Genomic DNA, 23,088 nt, shown 5'->3' on the forward strand with positions numbered 1-23,088 from the left:
AACTAAGCTTCTGCCATTGGATGATTGAAAGGAAATGGGGATGGTTGCTACGTCCTCTTCGGAGGTGATATGCCAGTGATGTCTGTCGGGGTGGCGATGACCCTGCTGGTGGTGGGTAATTTGATCGCCGTTTTTTCGGACGCCTTGGTGAAAACGCTGGGGGAAGACGTAGCGGTGTTCCAGTTTGTATTTTTCCGCCAGATCACGGCGGTGCTGATCTTACTGCCGTTTTGTCTTCACCGGGGCAGGGCGGGTTTGATGGATGGCCTGAAGTGGCACACGCTGCGGGCCCATGTGTGGCTTTTGGGCGCGGTGTTTATGGTGGTGGCGATTAATTCCATGCCGCTGGCGACTGCCAATGCGATTTTCTATGCTGCGCCATTGCTGATGCTGCCGTTAGCGTACTTGTTGTACAAAGAGCAGTTGTCACGCTATTCCATGCTGGCCGGGTTGGTTGGTTTTGTCGGGGTACTGGTGATTATCCGCCCCACGCAAATTGACTGGGCGGCGATCGCCGCGTTGATTGTGGCGCTGACGCTGGCCGGGAATAACTTGCTGATCCGCAAATTGCCGCCGTATCAAAGCGTGCCCCAGACGCTGCTGCTGACGAACGCCGCAGGCATTCCGGTCTCGCTGTGCCTGGCCTTGTGGGAAGGGGAGCGTTGGGACTGGAACCTGCTGATGACAGCCGCGGGATCCAGCGCGTTTATTCTGGTCTATGCCGGGATTTGCGTGGCCACCTACCGGCGGGTGGAGAGCAACAAAATAGCCAGTGCCGAGTATACCGGTTTGCTTGGCGCGGTTGGGATCGGGCTGATCTGGTTCGATGAAATCCCGGACATGACCATGCTGGCGGGAACGGCGCTGATTATTGTGCCCTTGATCTGGCTGGCCCGGGTAGAGCAGCAGAAAAGTCGCAGGCTTCACGCCAGTCAGACGTCTGTGATCGAAAACTCACCCTGACGGGGCGCGCTGTTTTTGATGGCGGCACAATAACATGGATCCATGGATGATGTAGATCACGAAACCTGATATACTCCCCCGCGTTCACAAGGTAAAAGCTGTCGGTTCGGCAGCTTTTTTCATGCTTGTTAAATATATCAACATTGGAACAGTACATTGATTTCTACCGCTAATATCACAATGCAGTTTGGCGATAAGCCATTGTTTGAAAATATCTCAGTCAAGTTTGGTGAAGGCAACCGCTACGGTCTGATCGGCGCCAACGGCTGTGGTAAGTCGACGTTCATGAAAATTCTGGGCGGCGAGCTGGAGCCTTCTTCCGGTACTGTTTCCAAAGATCCGAACGAGCGTATGGCGAAACTGGGCCAGGATCAGTTTGCCTTTGAAGAGTACACGGTTGTCGACACGGTGATCATGGGTCACAAAGAGCTGTGGGCAATTAAAGAAGAGCGCGATCGTATTTACGCCATGGCCGAGATGTCTGAAGAAGACGGCATGCGTGTTGCTGATCTGGAAGTTGAATTCGCGGAAATGGACGGCTATTCAGCCGAAGCCCGTGCCGGGGAGCTGCTGCTGGGTCTGGGTATTCCAGAGGATATGCACTTTGGTCTGATGAGTGCGGTTGCACCGGGCCTGAAAGTTCGGGTTCTGTTGGCGCAGGTCCTGTTTGCTAACCCGGATATCATGCTGCTCGATGAACCGACGAACAACCTGGACATTCACACCATTGCCTGGTTGGAGCGCGTTCTGCTGGAGCGTAACTGCACCATGATCATCATCTCGCACGACCGTCACTTCCTGAACAGTGTGTGTACCCACATGGCGGATCTGGACTACGGTGCGCTGCGCCTGTTCCCGGGCAACTACGACGAGTATATGGTTGCTGCGACGCAGGCACGTGAGCGTCTGCTGGCGGATAATGCCAAGAAGAAAGCCCAGATTGCCGAGCTGAATACCTTCGTTAGCCGTTTCTCGGCCAACGCCTCAAAAGCGAAGCAGGCGACTTCTCGTCAGAAACAAATTGATAAGATCCAGCTGGAAGAAGTGAAAGCGTCCAGCCGTCAGAACCCGTTCATCCGTTTCGAGCAGGAAAAAGAGCTGTTCCGTAACGCGCTGGAAGTAGAAGGGCTGAAGCAGGGTTACGGTGATAACATCCTGATCAACGGCGTGAATCTGATGGTTGAAGTGGGTGAGCGCATCGCGATCATCGGTGAGAACGGTATTGGTAAGTCAACCTTCCTGAATACTCTGGCCGGCGCCATGGATCCGATGGGCGGGATGGTGAAGTGGTCTGAAAATGCCAACATTGGCTTCTATGCTCAGGATCACTCGGATGACTTCGACACAGACATGAATCTGATTGACTGGATGAGCCAGTGGAAGAACGAAGGGGACGATGAGCAAACTGTTCGTGGGATCCTGGGTCGGATGCTGTTCTCGCAAAACGACATCAAGAAATCTGTGCGCGTGATTTCCGGTGGTGAGCAAGGTCGCATGCTATTTGGTAAGCTGATCATGCAAAAACCAAACATCCTGCTGATGGATGAGCCAACCAACCACATGGACATGGAATCAATCGAGTCTCTGAACCTGGCGCTGGAAAACTACAAAGGCACCCTGATGTTTGTCTCGCACGACCGTCAGTTTGTTTCTTCGATCGCGACGCGGATCATTGAGATCACTAAAGACGGCGTTGAAGATTTCCACGGCACGTACGATGAGTACCTGGCGAAGAAAGGTCTGGAAGGCTAAGGTTTTCAACGACGAATTGTTGAACCTTTGATGCTTTAAACATGCAGAAAGCCGCCGTCCGGGCGGCTTTCTTATACCCATTGGAATCAGCGATGATTGACTGATTTCGATAGGTTTTTAGATGAGAGAGTTGAAGATGAAGATTTGGGTAGACGCCGACGCGTGTCCGAATGTGATTAAAGAGATTTTATTCCGGGCGGCCAACCGGGTTGCGATTCCCGTCACACTAGTGGCCAACCATTTTGTCCGGGTACCACCGTCACCGCATATCCGATCGATTCAGGTCGAGTCGGGGTTTGATGTCGCGGACAACTATATTGTTCAGCAAGCGGAAGCCGGCGATCTGGTGATCACCGCAGATATCCCGCTGGCCGATGAGCTGATCACCAAAGGCGCTCACGCCCTGAACCCGCGCGGCGAGCTGTATACCAAAGACACCATTAAACAGCGCCTGCAAATGCGCGACTTCATGGAAACCATGCGCAGCAGCGGCGTGCAAACTGGTGGCCCGGCACCCCTGAACCAAGCTGACCGCCAGAACTTTGCCAATAAATTGGATACGATGCTGGCGAAGTATCATCAGCGCTAAGCGTATTGCAACAAATCCTGACCGGATGGTTTGCACATTTGCAGCAGCCATCTGGATTCAGGTTTCCAGAAGATCCCTCCCTGCTTCGGATTCACAGTATCTCCGTCAATCTAAGTCACCCGCTTAGCTTTTGTAAGTCCTTTGCGTCATACAGCCTTTCTTGATCCCGTCACAACAGGCAATGTCTTTGTTGAACATACACGGGCAGGTGCTGGCAGGGTAGCTAACCTTATCCCTGATGGCACACAACAAAGCCGTGTCCACCCGAAAAGATGAAATGCATGATCGTCAAATCAGGCAAGAATTGACGCTGAATGGGCAAACTTTTGTTGCTGAAGAAGGCCATACTCAGTTCATCGATTCAATCGGTGGTGCGGAGCACGGCAACAGAGAAACCAAGGTGTTTCACCGACGTTAAGTGTCGCGTTGCTCATCATCAGGAAACGCAGGTCGCTTTTGAAAAGCGCATGCAAATACACTGTAAAAGGGTAGCATCATGCAAAAAGTCAACTTCAAAAATCTGAACGGTCAGGGCGTCACGATGGCGGCAGTGATCAACTTCCCTGAAGGGTTTGACAGCAGTAAACAATATCCGGTCGTGGTGGTCTCTCATCCCGGTGGTGGGGTGAAAGAGCAGGCTTCCGGCCTGTACGCAAAAAAACTGGCTGAACAAGGTCTGGTGACGATTGCTTATGATGCTTCTTATCAAGGCGAAAGTACCGGTGAACCGCGTCAGCTGGAAAATCCTTACATTCGTACCGAGGACGTCAGCGCGGTGATTGATTATCTGACAACGCTGCCTTATGTCGATCAGGATCGAATTGGCGCGATGGGGATCTGTGCCGGAGCGGGCTACACCGCAAATGCCGCAATCAATGATCGTCGGATTAAAGCGGTAGGCGCCGTCAGCGCGGTCAATATCGGCGCGATGTTCCGCAATGGCTGGGACAACAATGTCAAAGATGAAGACGCGATCCCTTACATTGCCCATGGCTCTCAGGCCCGAACCAGTGATGCCGCAGCAAATGACCTGGCGATCCTGCCCTTGGCACCGATGCGTAAAGAGGATGCGCCGAATAAGGAGCTGGAAGAAGCCTGGGAGTACTATCATACACCACGCTGCCAGTCTCCGACGGCTCCGGGCTATATGACTGCGCGAAGCATCAGCCAGATTATTACGTACGATGCCTACAACAAAGCCGAGGCTTTCCTGACCCAGCCCCTGCAGGTGATTGCCGGGAGTGAAGCGGGAAGCAAGTGGATGAGCGATGACATGTTTGCGCGCGCAGCCAGTAAGGACAAACAATTCCATGTTGTCGAAGGGGCCAACCATATGTCTCTGTACGATGTGCCGCAGTACGTCGATGAAGCTGTCTCGGTCCTGGCGCCATTCTTCCAGGCCAAACTCTAATTCTTCGTTTCTTCATATTACAGCGGCCGGCGGAAGGCGCCGGCCCTGAGGAGTCATCATGAGCAATATCCAAAGTGTGACCTATCAAAACCTGGGCTGGGAATCAGCAGCCGATATCTATCTGCCGCCGGATTTTAATCAAGCGACCAAGTATCCGGCGATTGTCAGCACCCATCCGATCGGAAGTTGTAAAGATCAGACTTCCGGCAATGTTTATGCCGCTGCGCTGGCGAAAGCAGGGTTTGTTGTGTTGGCTTTTGACGCCAGTTTTCAGGGCGCCAGTGGCGGCACGCCCCGCTTTATTGAAGATCCGTCGATTCGGGTGTCGGACATTCGTTTCGCGATTGATTATCTGGTGACGCTGCCTTATGTCGATCCAGATCGTATCGGCGCAATTGGCGTCTGTGGCGGTGGGGCATATACCATTCATGCAGCGATGACCGATCATCGTATCAAGGCGTTGGCTTCGATCACCGGCGTGAATTTTGGCCGCTTGATCCGAGAAGCGTTCAGTCAGTTCGATCCGGTCGGCGCGATGCAAGCGATGGGGAAACAACGGACGGCAGAAGCGCAGGGTGCAGCACGTCATGTGATTGATTATTTGCCGCCGTCAGTCGAGGAAGCCAAGCAAGCGGGGTTGACGGATATCGATGTACTGGAAGCGACGGATTATTACAAAACACCGCGTGGCCAGCAGCCCAACGGTGCAACCAGCGGTCTGTTTTCTTTCAACAGTGCAGCCATGGGCTGGGATGCCTTCCTTCATGCAGAAGTGCTGTTGACCCAACCGCTGATGGTGGTGATTGGTGACAAACCGGGTGGCTTTGGTGCTTATCGCGATGGCTGGGAAATTTACGGTCGTGCGGCGTCACAGAACAAGCAAATTTTTGTCGCCGAGGGTTGGTCCCATTACGACCTGTATGATCAGCCTGAGCCGGTCGCACTGGCCTTGGCGCAAGTGGTACCATTCTTCCGGGAACACCTGTAATTTGTTTGAGAGCCAAGCGCGAGCTAGTGCGCCTGGCATGTTTTTGAATTTGATGATCAGCGAGTGAATCTGAGGCTGAAATGGGTTGTGATTGTTTGATTGACCGATGGTCCGGAACTGAGAAGAGAGCGATTGACTGAGCAATGAGCGAGCAAAATTATTTATCGTTATCGACCAAACTGGCCGTTTTGGCGGAGATGGTCAGTCACCAGGCCCGTGTCGAAGGGGATCATGTCACGGCCGTTCCGGGTTTGTCTTTGCATCGCCGAAATGTACCGACGGAGCCTTTGCACTGTATCTATACGCTTAGTTTGGCTTTGACCGTGCAAGGCAGCAAGCAGGTGCTGATGGGAGACGAGGTGATTGAATTGCACCCCGGACAAACGATGATCACCACCCTTGATCTGCCTGTGGTTTCCCATGTAACGAAGGCCAGTCGCCATCAGCCCTACCTGGGGCTCTTGGTTCAGCTCGATATTGCTCAAATCCTGGACATTCATGCTGAGCTGAGCCTACCCCGGCCGCTGCGGGGAGAGGGTTACCAGGCCGTTTCAATTGAACAAGCTGATGCCAATTTATGCGATGTTATGATTCGCTTGCTTCAGTTACCGTTGCAACCCGATCTGCAGCCTTATTTAGTACCGCTAATCCACCGGGAATTGATCATTCGCTTGTTAACCGGCCCGCATGGTGTGCAATTACGGCAATTGGCTACTGAGGGTTCGCCCAGCGATCAAATTTCGAAAGTGGTTGCCTGGCTGAAGCAAAATTTTGCCCATTCATTGAACATGAATGAGCTCGCTGAGCGCGCCCACATGAGTGCTTCAACGTTTCGTCAGCACTTTCGTACTCTCACCGGAACCAGCCCGCTACAGTTTCAAAAGCAACTCCGCTTGCAAGAGGCCCGGGAGCTGATGCTGAATCAGAACTTGGATGCCAGTCGCGCCAGTGCCCTGGTGGGATATGAAAGCGCCTCGCAGTTCAGCCGGGAGTACAGCCGTTTGTTCGGCGCGCCACCGCTTCAGGACATTCGCCGGATCAGGCAGCGCTCATAACGCAACGGTCGGTTGAATACGTCGTTTCAGGCAATAATTTCGTTCATGCAATTCTTCAACACTGTCATTTCCTTTAGGGCAAAGAATTTTTTGAGATCAGAGCTTGTTTATTATGGCCGTCGGGTCAAAAGAACGGATAGGGTAGTTTTAGAATCGGTTTTTGTTCACCAGAATCACGCTTGGAATCTTACACTTACCGCCAAAATTGATGATTCATTTGACCACTGATTGAATGAGGGGGGAAGTTAATGACTATACTTCGCCAGAGATTTGTCGATATTCGGACGGCGTCACCGGGGGAATACGGGGTGTTATGTCGTTTTTAACTGCGTTCATGCTGTTTTGCACGAAGAGCAGTGGCTTAACGAATAAGAAGAGGTTGATACCCGATGAAGCATTAATGTGTCCCCAGATAACGCGAGGGTAATAGAATGACGAATAAATTCACAAAGTCCGTGCTATTGCTTGGGCTCGGAATAACGCTCAGCGGTTCTGTCCTGGCCGATCACGCCACTTCCAGAGCAACTAATTTCTCCGCAACACTGAACGGCTTTCAAGAAGTCCCCGCTGTCTTCACGAGAGGCTCCGGGAGTTTTCGTGCTTGGTTAAGTTACGATAAATTGTATTTTTCCTTCCGATACAATAATCTCGCCGGCCAGATTACAGCAGCCCATATCCATTTTGCTCAGCCCGGCGTCAATGGGGGCGTGTTTGCATTCATCTGTAGTAATAGTAACGGTGCCGTCAGTCCGTCGACGAATGTCCCGTCTTGTCCGGAGCCGGGGGAAAGACTCCAAGGGATGATTACCAGCGACGACGTGCTTGAGAACACAGAGCAGGGAATCAGTGCCGGTGATTTTTATGCGTTGAAACAGGCTATCAAGAATAGCGCTGTGTATATCAATGTCCATAGTGATGCGTTTCCTTCTGGAGAGCTTCGCGGCAACCTTGAGTATTCAGCGGACAGCGGCGCGAAGACTTCTGAGAAGTCCGATGATTCATCCCAAACGAATAAGCAGTATCCGGACAACACGGATGACGATGAATCGTCCAACGAATTTCATCGCAAATACAAATAATGTTGTTCACCCTCGCGCCTGAAGGGGCGCGGGGATTTTCAATTCCTCAAGCTTTCAATTCCTCAAGTTATCAAGTTTTGTCACTGCCTGCGATCAACTCCAGATATCTCGCGTCGTCTTGAAAGATTAGAGTTGAACCACGTTGACGGCAATCATGATGGGGAGCTTTGAGTCTGACGATAAGCTGTATATCGTATTGATCCCATCACTTTTCTCGGCGGATTTTTCTGCCCGATTGAATTTGATATTTCCAATTGTGAGGGCGTTAGAGGTGGTCACGGCGCGATCGATTGCTGCCTCCACGCTCCCAAAGGCGGTTAATTCAACCGTCGGTTGATAAGCCACAATCAGCTCAGAAACCCGGCAATGGAGTAGTCCGTTTGCACCCATGACTGAGTCAAGATTCACGCCGCCTTGTAATAACGGTCGGCTTTCTTTGATGAATTTTAACAAGCTACTGTTGAACCAAGCTCCCGGGGTGATTTTAATCCGGTTCCACGCCTGTGCGCTGATTTCTAAATAGTTGCTGCCCGTGTGTAGCGGAAGTTCAAGTGGAGTGGCGTGCCCAATCTTCAGCGAAATCGGATGTTGTATCGGGATGCGAATGGTTTGGGGGTTGGAGCCTTTGGTGATTTGATCAACCCATTCATCGGACCACTGGCTGATGCTGTAGGCCGGGGTCCAGCGCAGCATCCCGGAACCATCGGTTGTTTTTGTCCAGCCAAGCGGTGTAAAGCTGGCTGAGGCTGGTGGCTGGCTTGGTGGTTTGATCAGCTCCCGGGCATGAATTAAAACTTGCTTGGGTTCAAAATGTTCCTCGTCAATCAAGTTCAGTAGCAGGCTGTAACTGTTAAACAACCGTTCCGTACCAAATGCAAACGCGCCGCCGGAACATGAAGCCGGCAAAGTGTCACTGAAGTTGACCATGCTTAAAGGCAAAGTACCGGTTACCGTCGGTTTCCAGGACCAGGTTTTACTGGGGATGAGCACCTGTCCCTGGATGGTCACCACAGGGTCGGAACTCTGGTTTTCAGGGATCGTGAAAAAGGCCATCGTCAACACCAACAATAAAATAAACATGAGGTAGAGGAGCGGGCTTTTCCTGACCGTGTGATTCAGCAACGTCATCGCTCTTTAGGGTGTTTTCGGGGCAGACAGGCTGCCCCGATGATGGTGAGGATTACACTTCAGCCAAATCTGCAGCGGATTTGGATTTGTTGGTATTGGGGGATACATTTCCAGGGAAGCTCACAACAACCCCGAGAATGACAGGATTTTCAGAGGTCGTTTTCCCTTCGAACGTATTATTTCCGGAGGTACTGTGGATGTATTCGCTTTCATGGCCACCACTGCCGCCAAAATTAAATGGCCCGATGCGGAAGCCGCCACCCCCGTTGAACTTCTCATAGTTCCGGTTGTAAGTTGCTTCACTCATGGTCACTTTAAAGCTTGGTTTGTAAGCAACGAGCAACTGAACAATGCCGGTGGTCAAGATGCCGTACTGACCAAACAGCGAGCTGCTTCCTTGAGGACCGTTGGCAACCCAAGGGCTGACAATGGTGAATCCCTGGCCGGATTGCCCCTGCGTTGCATTCGCAAGTTCATTGAGGAAGCCGCCGTCGTACCAGTCGCCGGGGGAAATATCAACTAAAGTGCTGCTTTCGACTTGGATCTCTGCTTTGAGGCTGGAGTCTTGTGAGCTTAAGTCAATTTTCTCCCAGCCGCCGCTGCCGTGTACCCCCCAGAAGAAGGTGCTGTAGCCTGCGCTCCCGCCAGCCCAGGAGTGATTCATGGCTGAAGACTGATCACTGGCGTCAACAGTAATGGTAAATGCACCCTGGCTCCCATTGGTTAACTCGCTGCGCCAGTCCTGGCCGGACTGACCGACCTTAAACTCCGGCTGCCATTCCAGAATCCCGCTGCCATTTGGCACCTTGACCCAGCCGCGTGGGGCTGTTGCTGAAGCCGGATCTGTGGTTGGCATGACCGTCGCGTCAATTGCATTTTGCAGGCTTTGCGGCATGAAGGCTTTTTCGAGTTGTAACTTAAATGCCAGGGCTTGATCGAAAGCCGCTGTGGCGTCGTTAATCGCCCGGACATAGCTTTGCGCTTCCGGGGATGCCAGCCAGTCATTGATGGTCGGATACCGTGCTTCAAACACTACGCCGCCATTTTGTTTTGCGGCCAGGTAAGCTTGGTTCATATTACTGTTTGCCTGGACAATGGCATTTTGTTTTTGGGTTACCTGATTCGTCGCGTCTGTCACCGCTTGCTGTTGTTCCGGGCTGACTTTAAAAGTGACATGCGAGAAAATTTGTTTGTAGGCATCAAAAAAACGTGTGGCAGTGGGGGAGAAGTTACCCACGGGGGACCAGTTCGGCATCGCGCTAATCATTTGATAGGCTGTTGGATCCATTTGCCCCGTCGGTGCAACATTCCAGTTAAAATTCTGTGGCGTACCGTTCATTTGCAAGTACTGAATGCCGAGTTGCGTGCTGAGTTGTTGATATATCTGACTGAATAAATTCTCATTATTAGACATAAACCTTTTTCCTTGTTGGTGTTCAGGTAGTTAGTCGTCATTCATGACTGAAATAGCCTAATGAATATTTGAGTTTGAGTTCAGATACTGACTTGAACTTACTTTCTTCTGTACTGCCGCGGAAAGTAGTTTAATCCTAGGGGATGCGAGGCGTTGTACAATTAATATGTTGTGATGGTTGTTTTAATCTGTGATGAAAAATTGTAACTGTTAACTTTAAATTTAAAAGTGACTGAATATTTTAGACAAAAAAGATGGTGGATTAAACATGATCTGTTCAGGTGCTGTGCTGCATGGTGAGATAAATCCGGTGATATTGGTCGGTCTTCTACCTTTGTGAAATATAATTTTGGGTGCGAGTTGAGTTTTATTCCCACACCCAAATGTGTTTTTATTTATATTTCAATAGTTTCGAAATATTTGATGGTCGGTTGGGTGCTTAAAAAAGTGCCTAATTGGTCTAAAACGCCATTGTCATGTATGAAACTCAGGTATGCCTGATGACTTTCAACGGATAACCACTCTTCATCCAGCAGCATTTCATTGCTTGTTTGGTCAAAGAGCACCTTGACCTGCAGGTTACCGTTAAAACTTCTCACGTTCGGTAGATTTTCTTTCAGAAATGGCAATAGCTGCTGGAAACGCTCCGGTTTGACTGGGCAATTTAGGGTGACTCGAACACTCATATTTCTTCCTCCTTGGTCTGTATGGAGGTATAAGATATTTGAGTGGTGCGTATCCAACTACGCTATGATTGTCAAAAATAACGTTTTTCTGTCATTTAGTCTGTTTTATTTGGTTGGGTGTTTCGCCATACTTCAATTTAAAGGCCTTAATAAAGCTCGAGACATTTTCATAGCCGATGGTCAACGCTGCTTCTGTGACGGATATATCACCGTTTTCCAGCAGGGCTTTCGCACGGGCAAGCTTTTTATCACGTAACCATTTTTTAGGAGACAGATTGTAAGCTGCTTTGAAATCACGATTGATGCTTGAAAGGCTTCGCCCAGAGATATGCGCCAGATCGTTTACGGTCAGATGAAGAACGTCGTGATTATCCAGAAGTCGTGACAGATTTTGTTGCTTCGGCAGTCTTTTCGATGTCGAGAGTAAAGTGTGAAGTATGCCCTGATGATCTTTCCAGGCGATTAAGTGAAGCAGCTCTTGAAGCTTTATTTTCAGATAGTTGAAGTCTGTTATATCTGAATGAATCGTTTTAAAAAACTGTTTGATCGTACCATCATCTTTTAATTTAAGAATGGTTTGATCCCGATGGCCTGCGGAGCGTTTGGGTTGAGACTTGCTCAGGTATTCGGTGATCACCGTCTCATCAAAAAATACCAGGAAGGCTCTGAGTGATTCTGTTTGCTTGACAAAATCAGAATGCAGGGTTAATCCTTGTGAAAGAAAAATGGCATCATTTTCAAGCAATTCGATGGTTTGGTATTGATTGTTCGTGATGACTTCCCGGCCGCTTTCAATGTAAATCAGACAAGGCGTGTTGGTGTAAAACTCAATATCAACTAAGTCCTGTTCAAGATATTTGTAAAACAAGGCTGAGTTTCGATGATGGTTTAGGACGGTCACATCGCTCATTGCAAACAGTGCCTGAGGAAGAACTAAAACATGAGATTGAGTATATTCAAAAATCGTTTTCATCTGTCGCTCTCTGATTGACTTCGATGATATGTTCAGGACGTTTTCTGGCTCTGATTCAAGGCGATGGCTTTGGTAACATGAACTGGCAAAGGCACGCCTATTCGAGTGACTTGGTCATAAAATGCAATTGACCCTGTTCGGGGTAGTTCTCCAGCGTCATTTGACACTGATAGCCATGTCTCTCATAAAACGGCCGGGCCTGAAAGTCGAGGGTATCGACCAGCGCATGTTGGCAGCCCAGTGAGCTGGCATGCTGTTCGAGTTTTTTTAGCAGCCCAGAGCCGATCCCTTGCTGTTGCTGGTTGGGGCTCACCCATAGATACTGAATCACCAGCCAGTTCCCCCAAGCCCTGCCGATAATGCCCCCTTGTTTGGTACCATCCGGGGCACAACTGAAACAAGCCATGGTTTGATCCGCAATGTCGCGAATATGCGGCGCGTTATACTGCCTCAAACCCTGGCGGATTTCTTCGACGTCGTCATGGCATGGGTCGTTTGTCAGGATGAATTCCATTTGTCTTCCTCTCCCTTGAATCGCTGAACATTCACCAGCCCTGTATCGAATTGATGCTGGAGTGGCACAATTCCGGGTTGGTAAGCGTTTTTCCCAGCTTGATGTTATTGCGGTGATTGTTCCCATTCTGATTTCAGGATCGCGAGGACAACCGTATCCCACCACTGGCCTTTGAAATAGCGGTGCTGATGGAAATGCGCTTCCTGGCGCATCCCTAAGCGTCGGCACAGGCGAATCGCCGCTTTGTTTTCTCCGATGGTTTCGGCGTAGATGCGATGAATATTGAGCTCCTGAAACCCGAAGCTAGCCAGCGCCCGAACGGCTTCTATCATCAGGTTTTGCCCCTGGTGATGCCGGGATAAGCCGCAACCCATGGATGCCTGACGATTGTCTTCCAGACGCAAGCAGACCGTGCCGATGAATGCACCGGTCGCTTGATGTTCGATTGCCAATTGATAGCTCCGACGCGGTACTTCGTTGGCTTGCACGATAAACAGGTGGGTCAGCTCCCGGTATTTATTCGGATCACAATCGGATTCATCGTAAAAGCGCTGATACTTTTCATCCTGAGAAATCGCCACGAAAGCGTCCTCGTCTTCGAGGCACATATCGCGGATGATTAAATGTTCGGTCTTGAGTTGAAACACAGACAATCCTTATCTGTTGGGTGATCCCGGGCTCAGGATCCGTTGTTGATTAGCTTGTAGGTAATGACATAAAGCTGGTCGATATCCGGATAAATGTCACGGATCAGTGTCTTGAGTCTGGACAGTTCTAATGCCTCCTGCTCGGCATGAAACTGGTTAATGTCGTCAAACCGGAGCGGTTCGACGGAGAGGATTTCGATGTCACAGACCTTCTCGTCGGTTTCCAGCGTAAAGACTTCGACCTGACTGCCTGGGACATAGTGGCTTTCAGATTCGTCCCGGATGGTGATGGTCTTTTTCCCCGAGACAATCAAAGGGGTCAGCATTTCGAAAAAGGTGATCTTGGTAGGGGGCGTTGTCATGGGGGATTTCCTTACAATGGGCGGATAAGCATTGGTTGTGAATGAAGTTTCGGGGCAAACGACAGGGAACAACAAAAAAACTCGCTCGCAGTCGCCATGAATACGCAGCAGTTTAATGGAGTTCCAGCACCAACCGCAACATGTCTTTATGCTGAATGCCATGCTCAAAAATAGCGTCTTCATAATGATCGATAAAGAAGTCTTTGATGACGCCATCGACCCGAAAACCCAGCCGCTGGTAGAACGTCAGCTGATAACCGAATGTTCCGGTCCCTAACACGATTTGTCGAAATCCGAGCGCTTTGACCTCTGCGATCACAAAACTGAGCAGGGCAGCGCCGATCCCCTGACCCTGGGCTGTCGGACGAACCGCAATATTGAATAACTCAATCTGCTGTTCACCGTGTGCGTTTAAAACACAGGCACCGAGAATGTCTTCACCCTGGCGCGCGATAAAACACAGCGAATCCCGGAGGTAGGTTGCAATTTGTGTCTCACTCGGATCAGCTTCGAGCAGTAATGCGATGGGAATGCACTCTGCGTTGGCTCTGCTCAGCAACAGTTCTGTCTCTAGCGTCATTGATAACCCAGCTCCGAGGTGATGATCATTCGTGAAATCATTGCGTTGGTCTGGTTTTTACAGCAGATGTTTTTATTGCGCAACCGCCATACGGTAAAGCTGTTAACTCAGCTTGTATTGTGTGTGCGGTTGCGCAATGTCGGGTTCTGCTGTCGAAGTCGTGACTTAAAGCCAGCGCCGGACTTTCTGGCAATAGGCGTCATACTCAGCACCAAAAGTGTTGCGCATCATTTGCTCTTCAAAGGCGATGTACCATCGGTCTGTGATCCACAGGAAGAGCGCAGTCAGCAGCAAGGCGATGATGGATCCCCCAATGAGGATGGCGACACCGGTTAACGCGATGCAAAAGCCCAGGTACATCGGGTTTCGCGTGTATTGAAAAATACCGTCGGTCACCAGAACATCCGGCTGCCCGAAGGTCATGATATTGGTGTTGTGCTGCCGAAAGACTTTTTTGCCATTGACTGCCAGAGCAAGTCCGCCGAGGAGGAGGGGTAGCCCGGCAACATTGTAAGGCGTTGGGATCAGGTGATGCATGCCAAGCGCCCAGCAGATCACGCACATGGCTGCAATAAACATCACAAACAGTATTGGTGGTAATAACTTTCTCATGGTGAGTCTCCTGTCAAAGGGGACTCAACCATAAAAGGAGATTACGACTGGTGCCTTAACTTATGTTAAGTCCCTGCGCGGTCAGGTTCATCTCCCGGCGGATCCTGGACAGGGTTACATCGGTGACCCCCAGGTACATGGCGACATGTCGCAGCGGGATCCGGGCGCTGTCTTCGCCGAACTCATTCAGAAATTGCTCATAGCGTTGCCGGGCACCTAGCAGTAAAAAATCCGCTTCTCGTTTCTCTTTCTTCAACACCAAACGCTCATAGATCCGGCGCAGGAACACCGACCAGGCGTGATGTTGTTCGCTCAGTTCGATCAATGACAGGTAGTTGATTGAGGCGACCGTGCAGTCGGTAATGGTTTGGGTATAAAACGGACTGCCGTGGCCTTCGACCAGCGAAGTAACACTGGCAAACGCCCCCCCTTTTCTGACTAAGGATTTGTTACGCTCGGTACCGGAAGCATCGATATAAAAATAGCGGCCGATTCCATCCAGTAAAAAATGAATCTCACGTACAAGGTCCCCGGCTGTGAAGATGTCTGTTTTAGGGGCGTAATGGCGGAAAGTAAACAGGGGCAGGGCTGCTTGAAACTCCGCCTGGCTCAATGGGGAGACGGCTGAAAAAGTGTGTTCCAACAGTGTTTGGTGATGACGGTCCATATGTATCCTTACCTGACGTTGTCATGCAAACTATTTCATGTGGAAGCCGGGTTTGCAATGAGCAACTGCTTCGATTCGAGTGAGGTGGGATGATCCTTCGGGACAGAACACGTCACTTTTATGACAGTATGCGGAGAGAGATGTGACCATAAGGCGGCCGTTTGCCGCCTTAAAGGGGAGCCGTGTGTTTAGTTCGCTTCGCTGAGCACCAGATCCTTGTTCATTTTGAGGGCCAGAACCAGGCTTGCAATCGAGACCAGGCTCAGGCCGATGAGGCCCCATGCTGCAGACGTGCCGGCCTGAACCAAAAACCAGACGCAGATCCCGGAGGCGGCGGCTGCGGAAAGGGTTGCCAGGGGTTTCAGCTGAAACCAGGCGGTGATTGCACAAGATGCGGAAGCGAAAAGGAGGAGGTAGGCAATCCCGCCAACGTGATGACCGGCTTGGTATAACTGCACGCCCTTGAACATGCCGCCGAAGCCGCCGAAATCGATATAGGCTAAAGGCATGAACCAGAGGGCCATACCACTGAGACCCAGTAGGCAGCCGATGGTTTTTCTGTCCATTTTGTTTCTCTTTTCATGATTAAACAACAACGCAAATCCACAAACCGGTTCAGAACAACGGTGATGATGCGATGATCGGATCATCATCGATGCGCGACCTGTAAATATGCGTTTCGGTTTATATCAAATTGTGTGACAAAAATCATGCGATTCATGAGGCCGATGAGAGATAACAGCTTATTTTGTTATTCGTTTGGGCGATAAGTACACACAAAACAATGACAGGGGTGTGGGTAAGCAGCATAAAATCTCGATGGATTGTTATGGATTGTTATGGATTGTTATGGATTGTTATGGATTGATGCACTCAATGATCCAGGTATCGGTCGCCGCATCGTAGCAAGTATCGATAAAGGCCAAATCACCGAGTCGAAACACCAATCCGGACTCATTGGCACGGGGCTGGTTGCCGCAAATGACGTTCATCATGGCATTGAGAAACGCACCGTGAGAGACCACGAGAGAAGCGCCGTCTCCCTGGCGAACCAGGTATTGCAGCTCCAGTGCTGCCCGGCAGGACAATTCCGTGTAACTTTCGCCATTCCCGGCACTGACCACATAAGGTTGAAAAGGTGTGACGATATCCGGCTTGGGATAGCGATGCTGGGATTCTGAAAAGGCTAAGCCGGCGAGTACTCCGTTGTCACGTTCCATAAGCCCGTCCCGGACGATGACGTCCAGGTTTAACTGTTCGGCAAGGATGTCGGCACAAGTTTTGGCGCGTTTCAGAGGGCTGGAAAACAGTCGATCAAATTGACGCCCTTGTGCATGCCATGCTTCGGCGCGCTGGGTGGCTTGCTCTCGCCCCAAGGGCGTTAATGCGCTATCCAGGCGGCCTTCATGGACACCCAGCTCATCGGCCTCGGAGTGACCATGTCGGAGGAGTGTGATTCGGATCATTATTGTACTCCTTGTACGATAGTACAGTGGTCAGGAGCGTGATCCGCCACGCTCCTATAGGAGGACACTAACAGTCGACCAGAACCTCAAAGCCACCGTAAATCAGCCGTTTGCCGTCAAATGGCATCGGGTTTATTTTAGGATCGCAGATTGGGTCCTTAAAGACCTCGGGCATCGCTTCATCACGGATGGCTCTGGATGGCCACCAGATCCAGGAAAACACTACAGCTTCATTCTCCCGGCACTGAACGGCCATCGGGAAAGAGGTGATTTCTCCGGCAGGAATATCATCGCCCCAGCATTCAACCACTTTCTCGGCACCGTATTTCTTAAATACCAGCGCGGCTTTTTCAGCATAGCTTCGGTAGACCTCGCGCTTGTCATTTGGGACAGCGCAGACAAATCCATCAACGTAACTCATATTAACCTCCGACTGAAAAAAATGTGTTCATCGCGTTGGTTCTGTTGGTGAAACCGGAACGTAACTCAGATTATTTTCCATCTCCAATTCCCTGCTCGGACGGATGCCGATATTGCCATCGCATCTGGGCCGAATGTTATTGGCGGCTTGAATGGTTTCGTTATTGTTCACCAGTGCGGCATATTTCATGAACTGACTCCTGTGGTTGCGTGCCCTGTGTTTAGGCTGATTGCTCCGGCATCATGATCATCCAGGATACGCCGAATTGATCGGTAACCTGGCCGAACAGCGGAGACCAGAAGGTTTCAGCCAGCGGCATGTCGACCCGGCCGTTTTCTGATAATGCCTGAAAAGTCCGATGGGCATCTTCTGCTGTCGGCACCGTGAGTGCCAGACTGAAACCGGAGAAAGTCTGGGTATCGCTGCACCCGTCAGAAGCCATGACCACCATATCCCCGATGGAAAATTCACAGTGCATGATTTTATCTTCAAACCCCGGCTGAAGCATGTCCTCCGGTAAGGGCTCGGGACTGTCTCTGAAACGCATGCGTAGCGAAACTTGGGCGCCCAGGCGCTGCTGGTAGAAAGCCAGCGCTTCGTTACAGCATCCGTCGAAGAACAGGTAGGTATTTAAACGTGATTGCTGCATTGCGACGGACTGGCGGAGTTGCATTTCTTGTTGTCTGATCTCGCCCGTCGGATCTTCGGCAGCAAAGTCTTCTGCTTCGAATAATGGCCGGATTTCGATCTCCGAATCTTCCGCCATCGGATTGGGACATTTTTTCACCCAGTCGATGGCTTCGTCGAGAGAGCGGACCTGCCAAATCCAGTAGCCGGCGACCTGTTCGGAAGGGGGCCCGAATGGTCCGTGGCTGATACGACGTTCCGCGCCACTGAAGTGGATCCGAACCCCCTCCCGGCTGGGTTTGAGCCCCTCGCCGGTGAGCATCAGACCGGCGTTGACCAGTTCGCTGTTGAAATTGCCCATGGCTGTGAGCAGGGCCTGGTCGGGCATTTGTCCGGCTTCGGAGCCCGGTGTAGCTTTCACGATCACCATCACTTTCATACATTGCCTCCATTCCTGAGGGGGTTATCGTTCATGATGTGAGTTACACCATAGTTGAACTCCGGCGTCGGCGTGGGAAAATAATTATAATTTGTTCGTCGGCGTAACGCAGAAAATGCTGAGTGGGTTATAGTGAGCAAGCATATGCTGCGGAGTGCGTAATAAGGAGGCGCAAATGAGCAAGATGACCGAACAGAAAGCCGATCAAACATTGCGTGACAGTGCCAGCCAGGTTACCGAGCATGATATCGAAACCGTGCTGACCAAAGAGCAGGAGATTAAACAGAAAGTCCGCGGCAGCGGGACACTTCAGATGTATTTGGATGCCGTGCTCAGCATGTATGCGTTGATCAAAGCCTACTGGCAGGGGGAATATCGGGAAATTCCCTGGTTTACCATTGCCGCGATTGTGGCGGCGCTCTTGTATGTATTTAACCCGATGGATTTTTTTCCGGATATGCTGCCGGTGGTGGGGTTGATCGACGATGCGATGGTGATTGCCACTTGTGTGAAATTGGTGAAACAGGATTTTGCCAAGTTTGAGCGTTGGCAGCGCAGCCCCGAATCACCCTCGGGTAGCCGTGATCCCGAGGTCTGAATTTCGGGGGCTGAAGCGCGCTTAAGCCCCCGGTTCAAGTGACCGATTCAGACGGTGCCTGGCGTAGCGAGATGGATGTAGGGCGTCGTCGTGGCAATCAATTGAAAGCCGTGCTTTTCGACAATCGGCCGGCTCATATCCGAGGCATCAATCGTGAGGTATTGCTTGCCGCGCCGTTTGGCATCATTGATCCGCTGATGCAGCAGGGCAGAATAGTAGCCCCGGCCTCGGAAAGCTTCCAGGGTACTCCCACCCCAGATACCGGCAAACGGGCTCTCGTCGCGGTAGACGATCCAGGCCGAGGACACCGGCCGACTTTGCTCATAGACCACATAGATGGTGATATCGTCCGGTGTCTGCTGCTTGGTTTGGATTAAGTGCGCCATCTGATGGCTGAAATCCCCGCCCCAGACTTGCTCCTGAACCCGGATTGCGTCACGAATACCGTCAATATCACTGACTTCGACCACACAGTCCGGGACCGGCATCGGTGCGCTCACCGTTTCCAACGGCAGCACCATAAATGACTCAGAAGCTTCCCGGGTAAAGCCGTGGGCCAGTAACGCCGCACCAAGGTCTGCGGGTTGGTCGGTACTGTAGGTCTTCCATTCAAAAGATTGACCTAATCTGGCAAAGGCCGCGATCTCGTCGGCGATCCGCTCATTGGCTTCATCAGCAGAAAAACAGTAAAAACTGATAAAACTGCCGGGACCGTGTTGTGAGATAAATTTCACGAAATTCGGAGATGCGACTTTAGTAAAGCCGGAAAACGTCGCGTCCTTGCGTTCATGCTGGCTGTAAGCATGCATCACTTCCAATGGTTTCAAATGGCGCTCCAATTAATTGATGTCTGATGCAAATTGTGGCGTATCGCAAGATTATTCACCAAATATGGCGTTGTTGGCAATTTTGCTCGATCGCTTTATTTATAAGATATTGATTTCAGTGCTATAGTTTCAGCTTGATTTGCGCACTGGTCGGTCGTGTGAGTGAGAACCGGTGCCCTGTAAGTTTGATGTAGAAAGGAATAGGCGATGAAGTGCCCGAAATGTAAATCTGACTTTGAGCAACTGCATACCCCATTGGGCGACGTGGAGCGGTGCACCCACTGTAAGGGCTTATGGGTCGATATTTATGAATTGGAAGATGTAAAGCCGATTGCTGAAAGCCTGGATACCGGTGATGTCGAGGTCGGGAAAGAGTTCAACAAGATCGGTCACATTGATTGCCCGGTATGTCCGAACAACCAATTGTTGCGGATGGTTGATCCGAAGCAGCCGCATATCTGGTTTGAAAGCTGCCCGACGTGTTATGGCCGCTTTTATGATGCCGGCGAGTTGATCGACCTGTCCGAATACACCATCAGTGACTTTTTGAAAAAGTTCTCGGTGAAAGAGCGCCATTAATCGAAGCGTCTTACTGCGCTTTAATTGAAGGAATGAAAAGACCGGGTCAAGATTCCCGGTCTTTTGCAATGGAATTGAATATGAATGTAAGAATCGCAATCGCTGATGATATTGAAGCGATTTGCCGCCTGGGTTATCAGATTAACCAACAGCATCATCGACATGTGCCGCATGTGTTCAGCAATCCGGCCCAAAGTGACAGCGGTAGTGCGTTTTGGCTTGAGTTGATGGCGGCAGACAATACGATTTTTTATGTCTCCGAAGTTGAATCACGGATAAGTGGGTTTATCGTTGCGCGCCTCACGCAGAATACCGAGTTGAGTTTTCTGAATTCAACCCGAATTTGCCGGGTGAATACCATTGTCGTGGACGAGGAGTGTCAGGGCTGTGGGATCGGTAATGCGTTGATGACGGCAGTAGAGCGGTGGGCTGTGGCAAACCAGGCGGATGAAATGCGGCTGGAGGTGATGGAATTTAATCACCAGGCTCAGCAGTTTTATGACCGCCAAGGGTTTGGGACCCAGTCACGGATCATGAGCAAATGGCTGAAACATTAAGGAGAGCGGATGTTTGTCGTTTCATTGCACTATGTTTGCGAGCTGCAGGAAGTTGAACAGCACCTCGAAGCCCATATGGCGTTTTTGGACCGGGAATATGCCAAAGGAACATTTCTGGCATCAGGGCGGAAAAATCCGAGAACCGGTGGCGTGATCCTGGCGCGGGCAGAGCATCAGGCTCAGTTGGAGTCCATTCTGGCGCAAGACCCGTTTTATCAGCATGGCTTGGCCGAATATGAGATCACTGAGTTTGTGCCGACCAGAACATCAGCTGAGTTGCGCTGCTTACTCGAAGCTTGATTGAGCGCCGTTCCAATGATGGCAAGATGACTTTGACAGGAGAATAGGATGGATTTTCGACAGCTATCTGATCAGGCGTTATGGGATATCGCCAACCCGCTGATGGATAACCTGATGCAAGGCTCGACCGACATCGATCATGCCCGGCATACCCGTGATTTTACCGAGCGGATGCGCCAAATCGTGATGCCGGAATATCTGGAGCAGATCTGTAAACAGTACCAGGCTGAGAAAGGCTTTTTCACGGCGCGGACCCCGGTGCGAGTGTTCAAGCGACCGGACTCTGCGGCCTTCGTCTGGCAGCAGGGGTTCAGCAAGGTTGAAGGTGAATACGTTGCGGAAATGGTTCTGGTTTATCAGGACGGACGTTACCTGGTTGATCATGCGATGGTGTTTTGAACCACGGTTTTAATTGGCAATGAAAAGCTAGAGACTTCATGAAGTTAGATATTTATCAGGTCGATTCATTCACCACATCGGCCTTTCAGGGTAATCCGGCCGGGGTGTGCCTTACATCGTCGGCGTTAACGGAGTCCCAGATGCGGGCAATTGCCGCCGAAATGGCAGTCTCGGAAATTGCATTCCTCAACCTGAGCAATGACCAGTTGCGCTGGTTCACCCCGGAAGTCGAAGTGGCTTTGTGTGGCCACGGTACTCTGGCAGTTGCCCACGTGCTGAAAGAAACCGGCCGGGCCCGTGTGGGGGAGACCGTCACTTTCCATACGTTATCGGGTGCGCTTGCGGTGAAGATCGACGACACCGAGATCGAGATGGATTTTCCGGCGGCCCGCATTGTCCGGGATGTTCCGGTACAGCAGCCGCTCATCGCGCATTTGGGTCTGAATGACGATCAGCTGGTGGCTTACGGTGAATTCGACGGCAAAGTGCTGATTGAAGTCACCGATGCGTCGGTTGTCCGCTTGCTTGCGCCCAACTTTGACGGTCTGAAACAACTTCCCGGACGCAGTGTGTTGGTGACCGCGCTTTCCGATGAGCCGGGCGCTGACTGCATTTCCCGCTATTTTGCGCCCTGGGTTGGGGTGAATGAAGATCCGGTGACCGGCTCGGCGCACTGTGCGCTGGCGCCTTATTGGGCTGCCAAGCTTAACAAAACGGTGCTCAGAGGGTATCAGGCGTCGACCCGGGGTGGCTATGTGAAGATGGCGCTGCAATCGGATAACCGGGTCTTGCTTGCCGGGCAGGCGGTCACGGTGATTCAAGGGACGCTGTTGTTGCCTGCATGACAGGGGCTGGGAACTAAGGAAAACGCCGCGGAATAGTGACGGCAAAAGAACAAGGAGTAACGTGTGGAAATTAGGTTGGCACAACAGAAAGATTTGCCGGGTTTCTTTGAATATCTGGCGCAACAGTTGAAAGAGAACGGGAGCGACAATACAGCGTTGTTTCATCCGCTATCCCGCGATCAGCTCGAACTCTCTGACGCGATGAAAAGCCGTTTTCGTGATGGCATGGATAAAGTTGTCGGCGAGAACGGCTGGCGTCAGATCTGGCTGGCCGTGGAAGGTGAGCAGATTTTGGGTCACATCGATTTGCGCCATCATGATGAGCCGAACACCCAACACCGGGCGCTGTTGGGGATGGGCGTGAGTCGTCTGTGCCGGGGACAAGGGCTGGGCAAGCAACTGATCCGGTATGTCGTCGATTGGGCGGCGACCCACAGTGCGTTTGAACATCTTGATCTTTGGGTGCTGTCCACCAATGCCCCGGCTTGTCGTTTGTATGAGCGAGAAGGATTTACCCAATGTGCATTTATCTCGGATATGTATCGAATTGACGGACGCTCGGTTTCGTATTTGATGATGACACGGTCGCTACCTCAGCCGGATTAAGCAC

The 23,088-nt window shown here is 51.1% G+C and carries 30 protein-coding genes; 14 read left to right on the forward strand and 16 right to left on the reverse strand.

Going from position 1 to position 23,088, the window contains the following annotated elements; genetic code table 11:
- Positions 1-69: 69 nt before the first annotated feature.
- From NH461_RS07460 to NH461_RS07490, 7 genes are all read left to right on the forward strand, one after another.
- Positions 70-963 carry a DMT family transporter gene (locus NH461_RS07460; protein WP_261602602.1) on the forward strand — a complete coding sequence of 298 codons (894 nt, stop codon included), beginning with the start codon at positions 70-72 and terminating at the stop codon, positions 961-963.
- A 156-nt stretch (positions 964-1,119) separates the two neighbouring features.
- The gene (locus NH461_RS07465; RefSeq protein WP_261602603.1) at positions 1,120-2,715 is read left to right on the forward strand and encodes an ABC-F family ATPase; all 1,596 of its coding nucleotides are present in this window, start codon (positions 1,120-1,122) and stop codon (positions 2,713-2,715) included.
- 136 nt (positions 2,716-2,851) lie between these two features.
- Positions 2,852-3,304, forward strand: a complete 453-nt coding sequence (locus NH461_RS07470) for a YaiI/YqxD family protein (RefSeq protein ID WP_261602604.1) — start codon at positions 2,852-2,854, stop codon at positions 3,302-3,304.
- Between the two features lie 496 nt (positions 3,305-3,800).
- Positions 3,801-4,715 (forward strand): alpha/beta hydrolase, encoded by a 915-nt coding sequence (locus NH461_RS07475; RefSeq protein WP_261602605.1) that lies wholly within the window; start codon positions 3,801-3,803, stop codon positions 4,713-4,715.
- A 58-nt stretch (positions 4,716-4,773) separates the two neighbouring features.
- Positions 4,774-5,703 carry an alpha/beta hydrolase gene (locus NH461_RS07480; protein WP_261602606.1) on the forward strand — a complete coding sequence of 310 codons (930 nt, stop codon included), beginning with the start codon at positions 4,774-4,776 and terminating at the stop codon, positions 5,701-5,703.
- A 143-nt stretch (positions 5,704-5,846) separates the two neighbouring features.
- Positions 5,847-6,758, forward strand: a complete 912-nt coding sequence (locus NH461_RS07485; RefSeq protein ID WP_261602607.1) for an AraC family transcriptional regulator — start codon at positions 5,847-5,849, stop codon at positions 6,756-6,758.
- A 431-nt stretch (positions 6,759-7,189) separates the two neighbouring features.
- Positions 7,190-7,837 (forward strand): CHRD domain-containing protein, encoded by a 648-nt coding sequence (locus tag NH461_RS07490; protein WP_261602608.1) that lies wholly within the window; start codon positions 7,190-7,192, stop codon positions 7,835-7,837.
- Between the two features lie 126 nt (positions 7,838-7,963).
- Here the strand turns inward: NH461_RS07490 and NH461_RS07495 are convergent, their stop codons facing one another.
- The 15 genes from NH461_RS07495 to NH461_RS07565 all read right to left on the reverse strand — a co-directional run bounded on the left by NH461_RS07495 (position 7,964) and on the right by NH461_RS07565 (position 18,373).
- Entirely contained in the window at positions 7,964-8,965 is a 1,002-nt protein-coding gene (locus NH461_RS07495; RefSeq protein ID WP_261602609.1) for a hypothetical protein, read from the reverse strand.
- A gap of 52 nt (positions 8,966-9,017) precedes the next feature.
- Entirely contained in the window at positions 9,018-10,379 is a 1,362-nt protein-coding gene (locus NH461_RS07500) for a hypothetical protein (protein ID WP_261602610.1), read from the reverse strand.
- Between the two features lie 395 nt (positions 10,380-10,774).
- Entirely contained in the window at positions 10,775-11,065 is a 291-nt protein-coding gene (locus NH461_RS07505) for a putative quinol monooxygenase (RefSeq protein WP_261602611.1), read from the reverse strand.
- A 91-nt stretch (positions 11,066-11,156) separates the two neighbouring features.
- Entirely contained in the window at positions 11,157-12,038 is an 882-nt protein-coding gene (locus NH461_RS07510) for a helix-turn-helix domain-containing protein (protein WP_261602612.1), read from the reverse strand.
- Between the two features lie 97 nt (positions 12,039-12,135).
- Positions 12,136-12,552 (reverse strand): GNAT family N-acetyltransferase, encoded by a 417-nt coding sequence (locus tag NH461_RS07515; protein ID WP_261602613.1) that lies wholly within the window; start codon positions 12,550-12,552, stop codon positions 12,136-12,138.
- 104 nt (positions 12,553-12,656) lie between these two features.
- A complete protein-coding gene (locus tag NH461_RS07520; RefSeq protein WP_261602614.1) occupies positions 12,657-13,199 on the reverse strand; it encodes a GNAT family N-acetyltransferase in 543 nt (180 codons plus the stop codon).
- Positions 13,200-13,231: 32 nt separating this feature from the next.
- Positions 13,232-13,561 carry a N(4)-acetylcytidine aminohydrolase gene (yqfB, locus tag NH461_RS07525; protein WP_261602615.1) on the reverse strand — a complete coding sequence of 110 codons (330 nt, stop codon included), beginning with the start codon at positions 13,559-13,561 and terminating at the stop codon, positions 13,232-13,234.
- Positions 13,562-13,673: 112 nt separating this feature from the next.
- The gene (locus NH461_RS07530; RefSeq protein WP_261602616.1) at positions 13,674-14,141 is read right to left on the reverse strand and encodes a GNAT family N-acetyltransferase; all 468 of its coding nucleotides are present in this window, start codon (positions 14,139-14,141) and stop codon (positions 13,674-13,676) included.
- A 165-nt stretch (positions 14,142-14,306) separates the two neighbouring features.
- Positions 14,307-14,753, reverse strand: coding sequence for a methyltransferase family protein (locus NH461_RS07535; protein WP_261602617.1), 447 nt, complete (start codon positions 14,751-14,753; stop codon positions 14,307-14,309).
- A gap of 55 nt (positions 14,754-14,808) precedes the next feature.
- Positions 14,809-15,420: a Crp/Fnr family transcriptional regulator gene (locus NH461_RS07540; protein WP_261602618.1), complete on the reverse strand. Its 612-nt coding sequence runs from the start codon at positions 15,418-15,420 to the stop codon at positions 14,809-14,811.
- A 188-nt stretch (positions 15,421-15,608) separates the two neighbouring features.
- Positions 15,609-15,986 carry a hypothetical protein gene (locus tag NH461_RS07545; protein WP_261602619.1) on the reverse strand — a complete coding sequence of 126 codons (378 nt, stop codon included), beginning with the start codon at positions 15,984-15,986 and terminating at the stop codon, positions 15,609-15,611.
- Between the two features lie 291 nt (positions 15,987-16,277).
- A complete protein-coding gene (locus tag NH461_RS07550) occupies positions 16,278-16,886 on the reverse strand; it encodes a histidine phosphatase family protein (protein WP_261602620.1) in 609 nt (202 codons plus the stop codon).
- A gap of 67 nt (positions 16,887-16,953) precedes the next feature.
- Positions 16,954-17,307, reverse strand: coding sequence for a DUF1428 domain-containing protein (locus NH461_RS07555; protein ID WP_261602621.1), 354 nt, complete (start codon positions 17,305-17,307; stop codon positions 16,954-16,956).
- A gap of 27 nt (positions 17,308-17,334) precedes the next feature.
- Positions 17,335-17,496: a hypothetical protein gene (locus NH461_RS07560; protein WP_261602622.1), complete on the reverse strand. Its 162-nt coding sequence runs from the start codon at positions 17,494-17,496 to the stop codon at positions 17,335-17,337.
- Between the two features lie 31 nt (positions 17,497-17,527).
- The gene (locus tag NH461_RS07565) at positions 17,528-18,373 is read right to left on the reverse strand and encodes a YciI family protein (RefSeq protein WP_261602623.1); all 846 of its coding nucleotides are present in this window, start codon (positions 18,371-18,373) and stop codon (positions 17,528-17,530) included.
- Between the two features lie 175 nt (positions 18,374-18,548).
- Between NH461_RS07565 and NH461_RS07570 the strand changes: the two genes are divergently transcribed.
- Positions 18,549-18,971 carry a YkvA family protein gene (locus NH461_RS07570; protein WP_261602624.1) on the forward strand — a complete coding sequence of 141 codons (423 nt, stop codon included), beginning with the start codon at positions 18,549-18,551 and terminating at the stop codon, positions 18,969-18,971.
- Between the two features lie 47 nt (positions 18,972-19,018).
- Here the strand turns inward: NH461_RS07570 and NH461_RS07575 are convergent, their stop codons facing one another.
- The gene (locus tag NH461_RS07575; protein ID WP_261602625.1) at positions 19,019-19,798 is read right to left on the reverse strand and encodes a GNAT family N-acetyltransferase; all 780 of its coding nucleotides are present in this window, start codon (positions 19,796-19,798) and stop codon (positions 19,019-19,021) included.
- A gap of 207 nt (positions 19,799-20,005) precedes the next feature.
- Here NH461_RS07575 and NH461_RS07580 point away from each other — a divergent pair, with 207 nt between their 5' ends.
- The 6 genes from NH461_RS07580 (at position 20,006) to NH461_RS07605 (ending at position 23,084) form a co-directional block, all read left to right on the forward strand.
- Positions 20,006-20,377 carry a zf-TFIIB domain-containing protein gene (locus NH461_RS07580; protein WP_261602626.1) on the forward strand — a complete coding sequence of 124 codons (372 nt, stop codon included), beginning with the start codon at positions 20,006-20,008 and terminating at the stop codon, positions 20,375-20,377.
- Positions 20,378-20,457: 80 nt separating this feature from the next.
- Entirely contained in the window at positions 20,458-20,934 is a 477-nt protein-coding gene (locus NH461_RS07585) for a GNAT family N-acetyltransferase (protein WP_261602627.1), read from the forward strand.
- Positions 20,935-20,943: 9 nt separating this feature from the next.
- Positions 20,944-21,234 (forward strand): YciI family protein, encoded by a 291-nt coding sequence (locus NH461_RS07590; protein ID WP_261602628.1) that lies wholly within the window; start codon positions 20,944-20,946, stop codon positions 21,232-21,234.
- Positions 21,235-21,282: 48 nt separating this feature from the next.
- The gene (locus NH461_RS07595) at positions 21,283-21,633 is read left to right on the forward strand and encodes a hypothetical protein (RefSeq protein WP_261602629.1); all 351 of its coding nucleotides are present in this window, start codon (positions 21,283-21,285) and stop codon (positions 21,631-21,633) included.
- Positions 21,634-21,671: 38 nt separating this feature from the next.
- Positions 21,672-22,478, forward strand: coding sequence for a PhzF family phenazine biosynthesis protein (locus tag NH461_RS07600; protein WP_261602630.1), 807 nt, complete (start codon positions 21,672-21,674; stop codon positions 22,476-22,478).
- A gap of 63 nt (positions 22,479-22,541) precedes the next feature.
- Positions 22,542-23,084, forward strand: a complete 543-nt coding sequence (locus tag NH461_RS07605) for a GNAT family N-acetyltransferase (RefSeq protein WP_261602631.1) — start codon at positions 22,542-22,544, stop codon at positions 23,082-23,084.
- Positions 23,085-23,088 lie beyond the last annotated feature (4 nt).

This window comes from Photobacterium sp. TY1-4, from assembly GCF_025398175.1.
Classification (GTDB): Bacteria; Pseudomonadota; Gammaproteobacteria; order Enterobacterales; family Vibrionaceae; genus Photobacterium.

Bases quoted from the DNA above. Each gene is read 5' to 3' on its own strand.
- NH461_RS07470 (WP_261602604.1), top strand. From the start codon at position 2,852: ATGAAGATTTGGGTAGACGCCGACGCGTGTCCGAATGTGATTAAAGAG.
- NH461_RS07570 (WP_261602624.1), top strand. From the start codon at position 18,549: ATGAGCAAGATGACCGAACAGAAAGCCGATCAAACATTGCGTGACAGT.
- NH461_RS07595 (WP_261602629.1), top strand. From the start codon at position 21,283: ATGGATTTTCGACAGCTATCTGATCAGGCGTTATGGGATATCGCCAAC.
- NH461_RS07585 (WP_261602627.1), top strand. From the start codon at position 20,458: ATGAATGTAAGAATCGCAATCGCTGATGATATTGAAGCGATTTGCCGC.
- NH461_RS07505 (WP_261602611.1), bottom strand. From the start codon at position 11,065: ATGAGTGTTCGAGTCACCCTAAATTGCCCAGTCAAACCGGAGCGTTTC.
- NH461_RS07545 (WP_261602619.1), bottom strand. From the start codon at position 15,986: ATGGACAGAAAAACCATCGGCTGCCTACTGGGTCTCAGTGGTATGGCC.
- NH461_RS07490 (WP_261602608.1), top strand. From the start codon at position 7,190: ATGACGAATAAATTCACAAAGTCCGTGCTATTGCTTGGGCTCGGAATA.
- NH461_RS07530 (WP_261602616.1), bottom strand. From the start codon at position 14,141: ATGACGCTAGAGACAGAACTGTTGCTGAGCAGAGCCAACGCAGAGTGC.
- NH461_RS07540 (WP_261602618.1), bottom strand. From the start codon at position 15,420: ATGGACCGTCATCACCAAACACTGTTGGAACACACTTTTTCAGCCGTC.
- NH461_RS07555 (WP_261602621.1), bottom strand. From the start codon at position 17,307: ATGAGTTACGTTGATGGATTTGTCTGCGCTGTCCCAAATGACAAGCGC.
- NH461_RS07565 (WP_261602623.1), bottom strand. From the start codon at position 18,373: ATGAAAGTGATGGTGATCGTGAAAGCTACACCGGGCTCCGAAGCCGGA.
- NH461_RS07485 (WP_261602607.1), top strand. From the start codon at position 5,847: ATGAGCGAGCAAAATTATTTATCGTTATCGACCAAACTGGCCGTTTTG.
- NH461_RS07495 (WP_261602609.1), bottom strand. From the start codon at position 8,965: ATGACGTTGCTGAATCACACGGTCAGGAAAAGCCCGCTCCTCTACCTC.
- NH461_RS07600 (WP_261602630.1), top strand. From the start codon at position 21,672: ATGAAGTTAGATATTTATCAGGTCGATTCATTCACCACATCGGCCTTT.
- NH461_RS07590 (WP_261602628.1), top strand. From the start codon at position 20,944: ATGTTTGTCGTTTCATTGCACTATGTTTGCGAGCTGCAGGAAGTTGAA.
- NH461_RS07560 (WP_261602622.1), bottom strand. From the start codon at position 17,496: ATGAAATATGCCGCACTGGTGAACAATAACGAAACCATTCAAGCCGCC.
- NH461_RS07510 (WP_261602612.1), bottom strand. From the start codon at position 12,038: ATGAAAACGATTTTTGAATATACTCAATCTCATGTTTTAGTTCTTCCT.
- NH461_RS07535 (WP_261602617.1), bottom strand. From the start codon at position 14,753: ATGAGAAAGTTATTACCACCAATACTGTTTGTGATGTTTATTGCAGCC.
- NH461_RS07515 (WP_261602613.1), bottom strand. From the start codon at position 12,552: ATGGAATTCATCCTGACAAACGACCCATGCCATGACGACGTCGAAGAA.
- NH461_RS07480 (WP_261602606.1), top strand. From the start codon at position 4,774: ATGAGCAATATCCAAAGTGTGACCTATCAAAACCTGGGCTGGGAATCA.
- NH461_RS07460 (WP_261602602.1), top strand. From the start codon at position 70: ATGCCAGTGATGTCTGTCGGGGTGGCGATGACCCTGCTGGTGGTGGGT.
- yqfB (WP_261602615.1), bottom strand. From the start codon at position 13,561: ATGACAACGCCCCCTACCAAGATCACCTTTTTCGAAATGCTGACCCCT.
- NH461_RS07580 (WP_261602626.1), top strand. From the start codon at position 20,006: ATGAAGTGCCCGAAATGTAAATCTGACTTTGAGCAACTGCATACCCCA.
- NH461_RS07550 (WP_261602620.1), bottom strand. From the start codon at position 16,886: ATGATCCGAATCACACTCCTCCGACATGGTCACTCCGAGGCCGATGAG.
- NH461_RS07500 (WP_261602610.1), bottom strand. From the start codon at position 10,379: ATGTCTAATAATGAGAATTTATTCAGTCAGATATATCAACAACTCAGC.
- NH461_RS07475 (WP_261602605.1), top strand. From the start codon at position 3,801: ATGCAAAAAGTCAACTTCAAAAATCTGAACGGTCAGGGCGTCACGATG.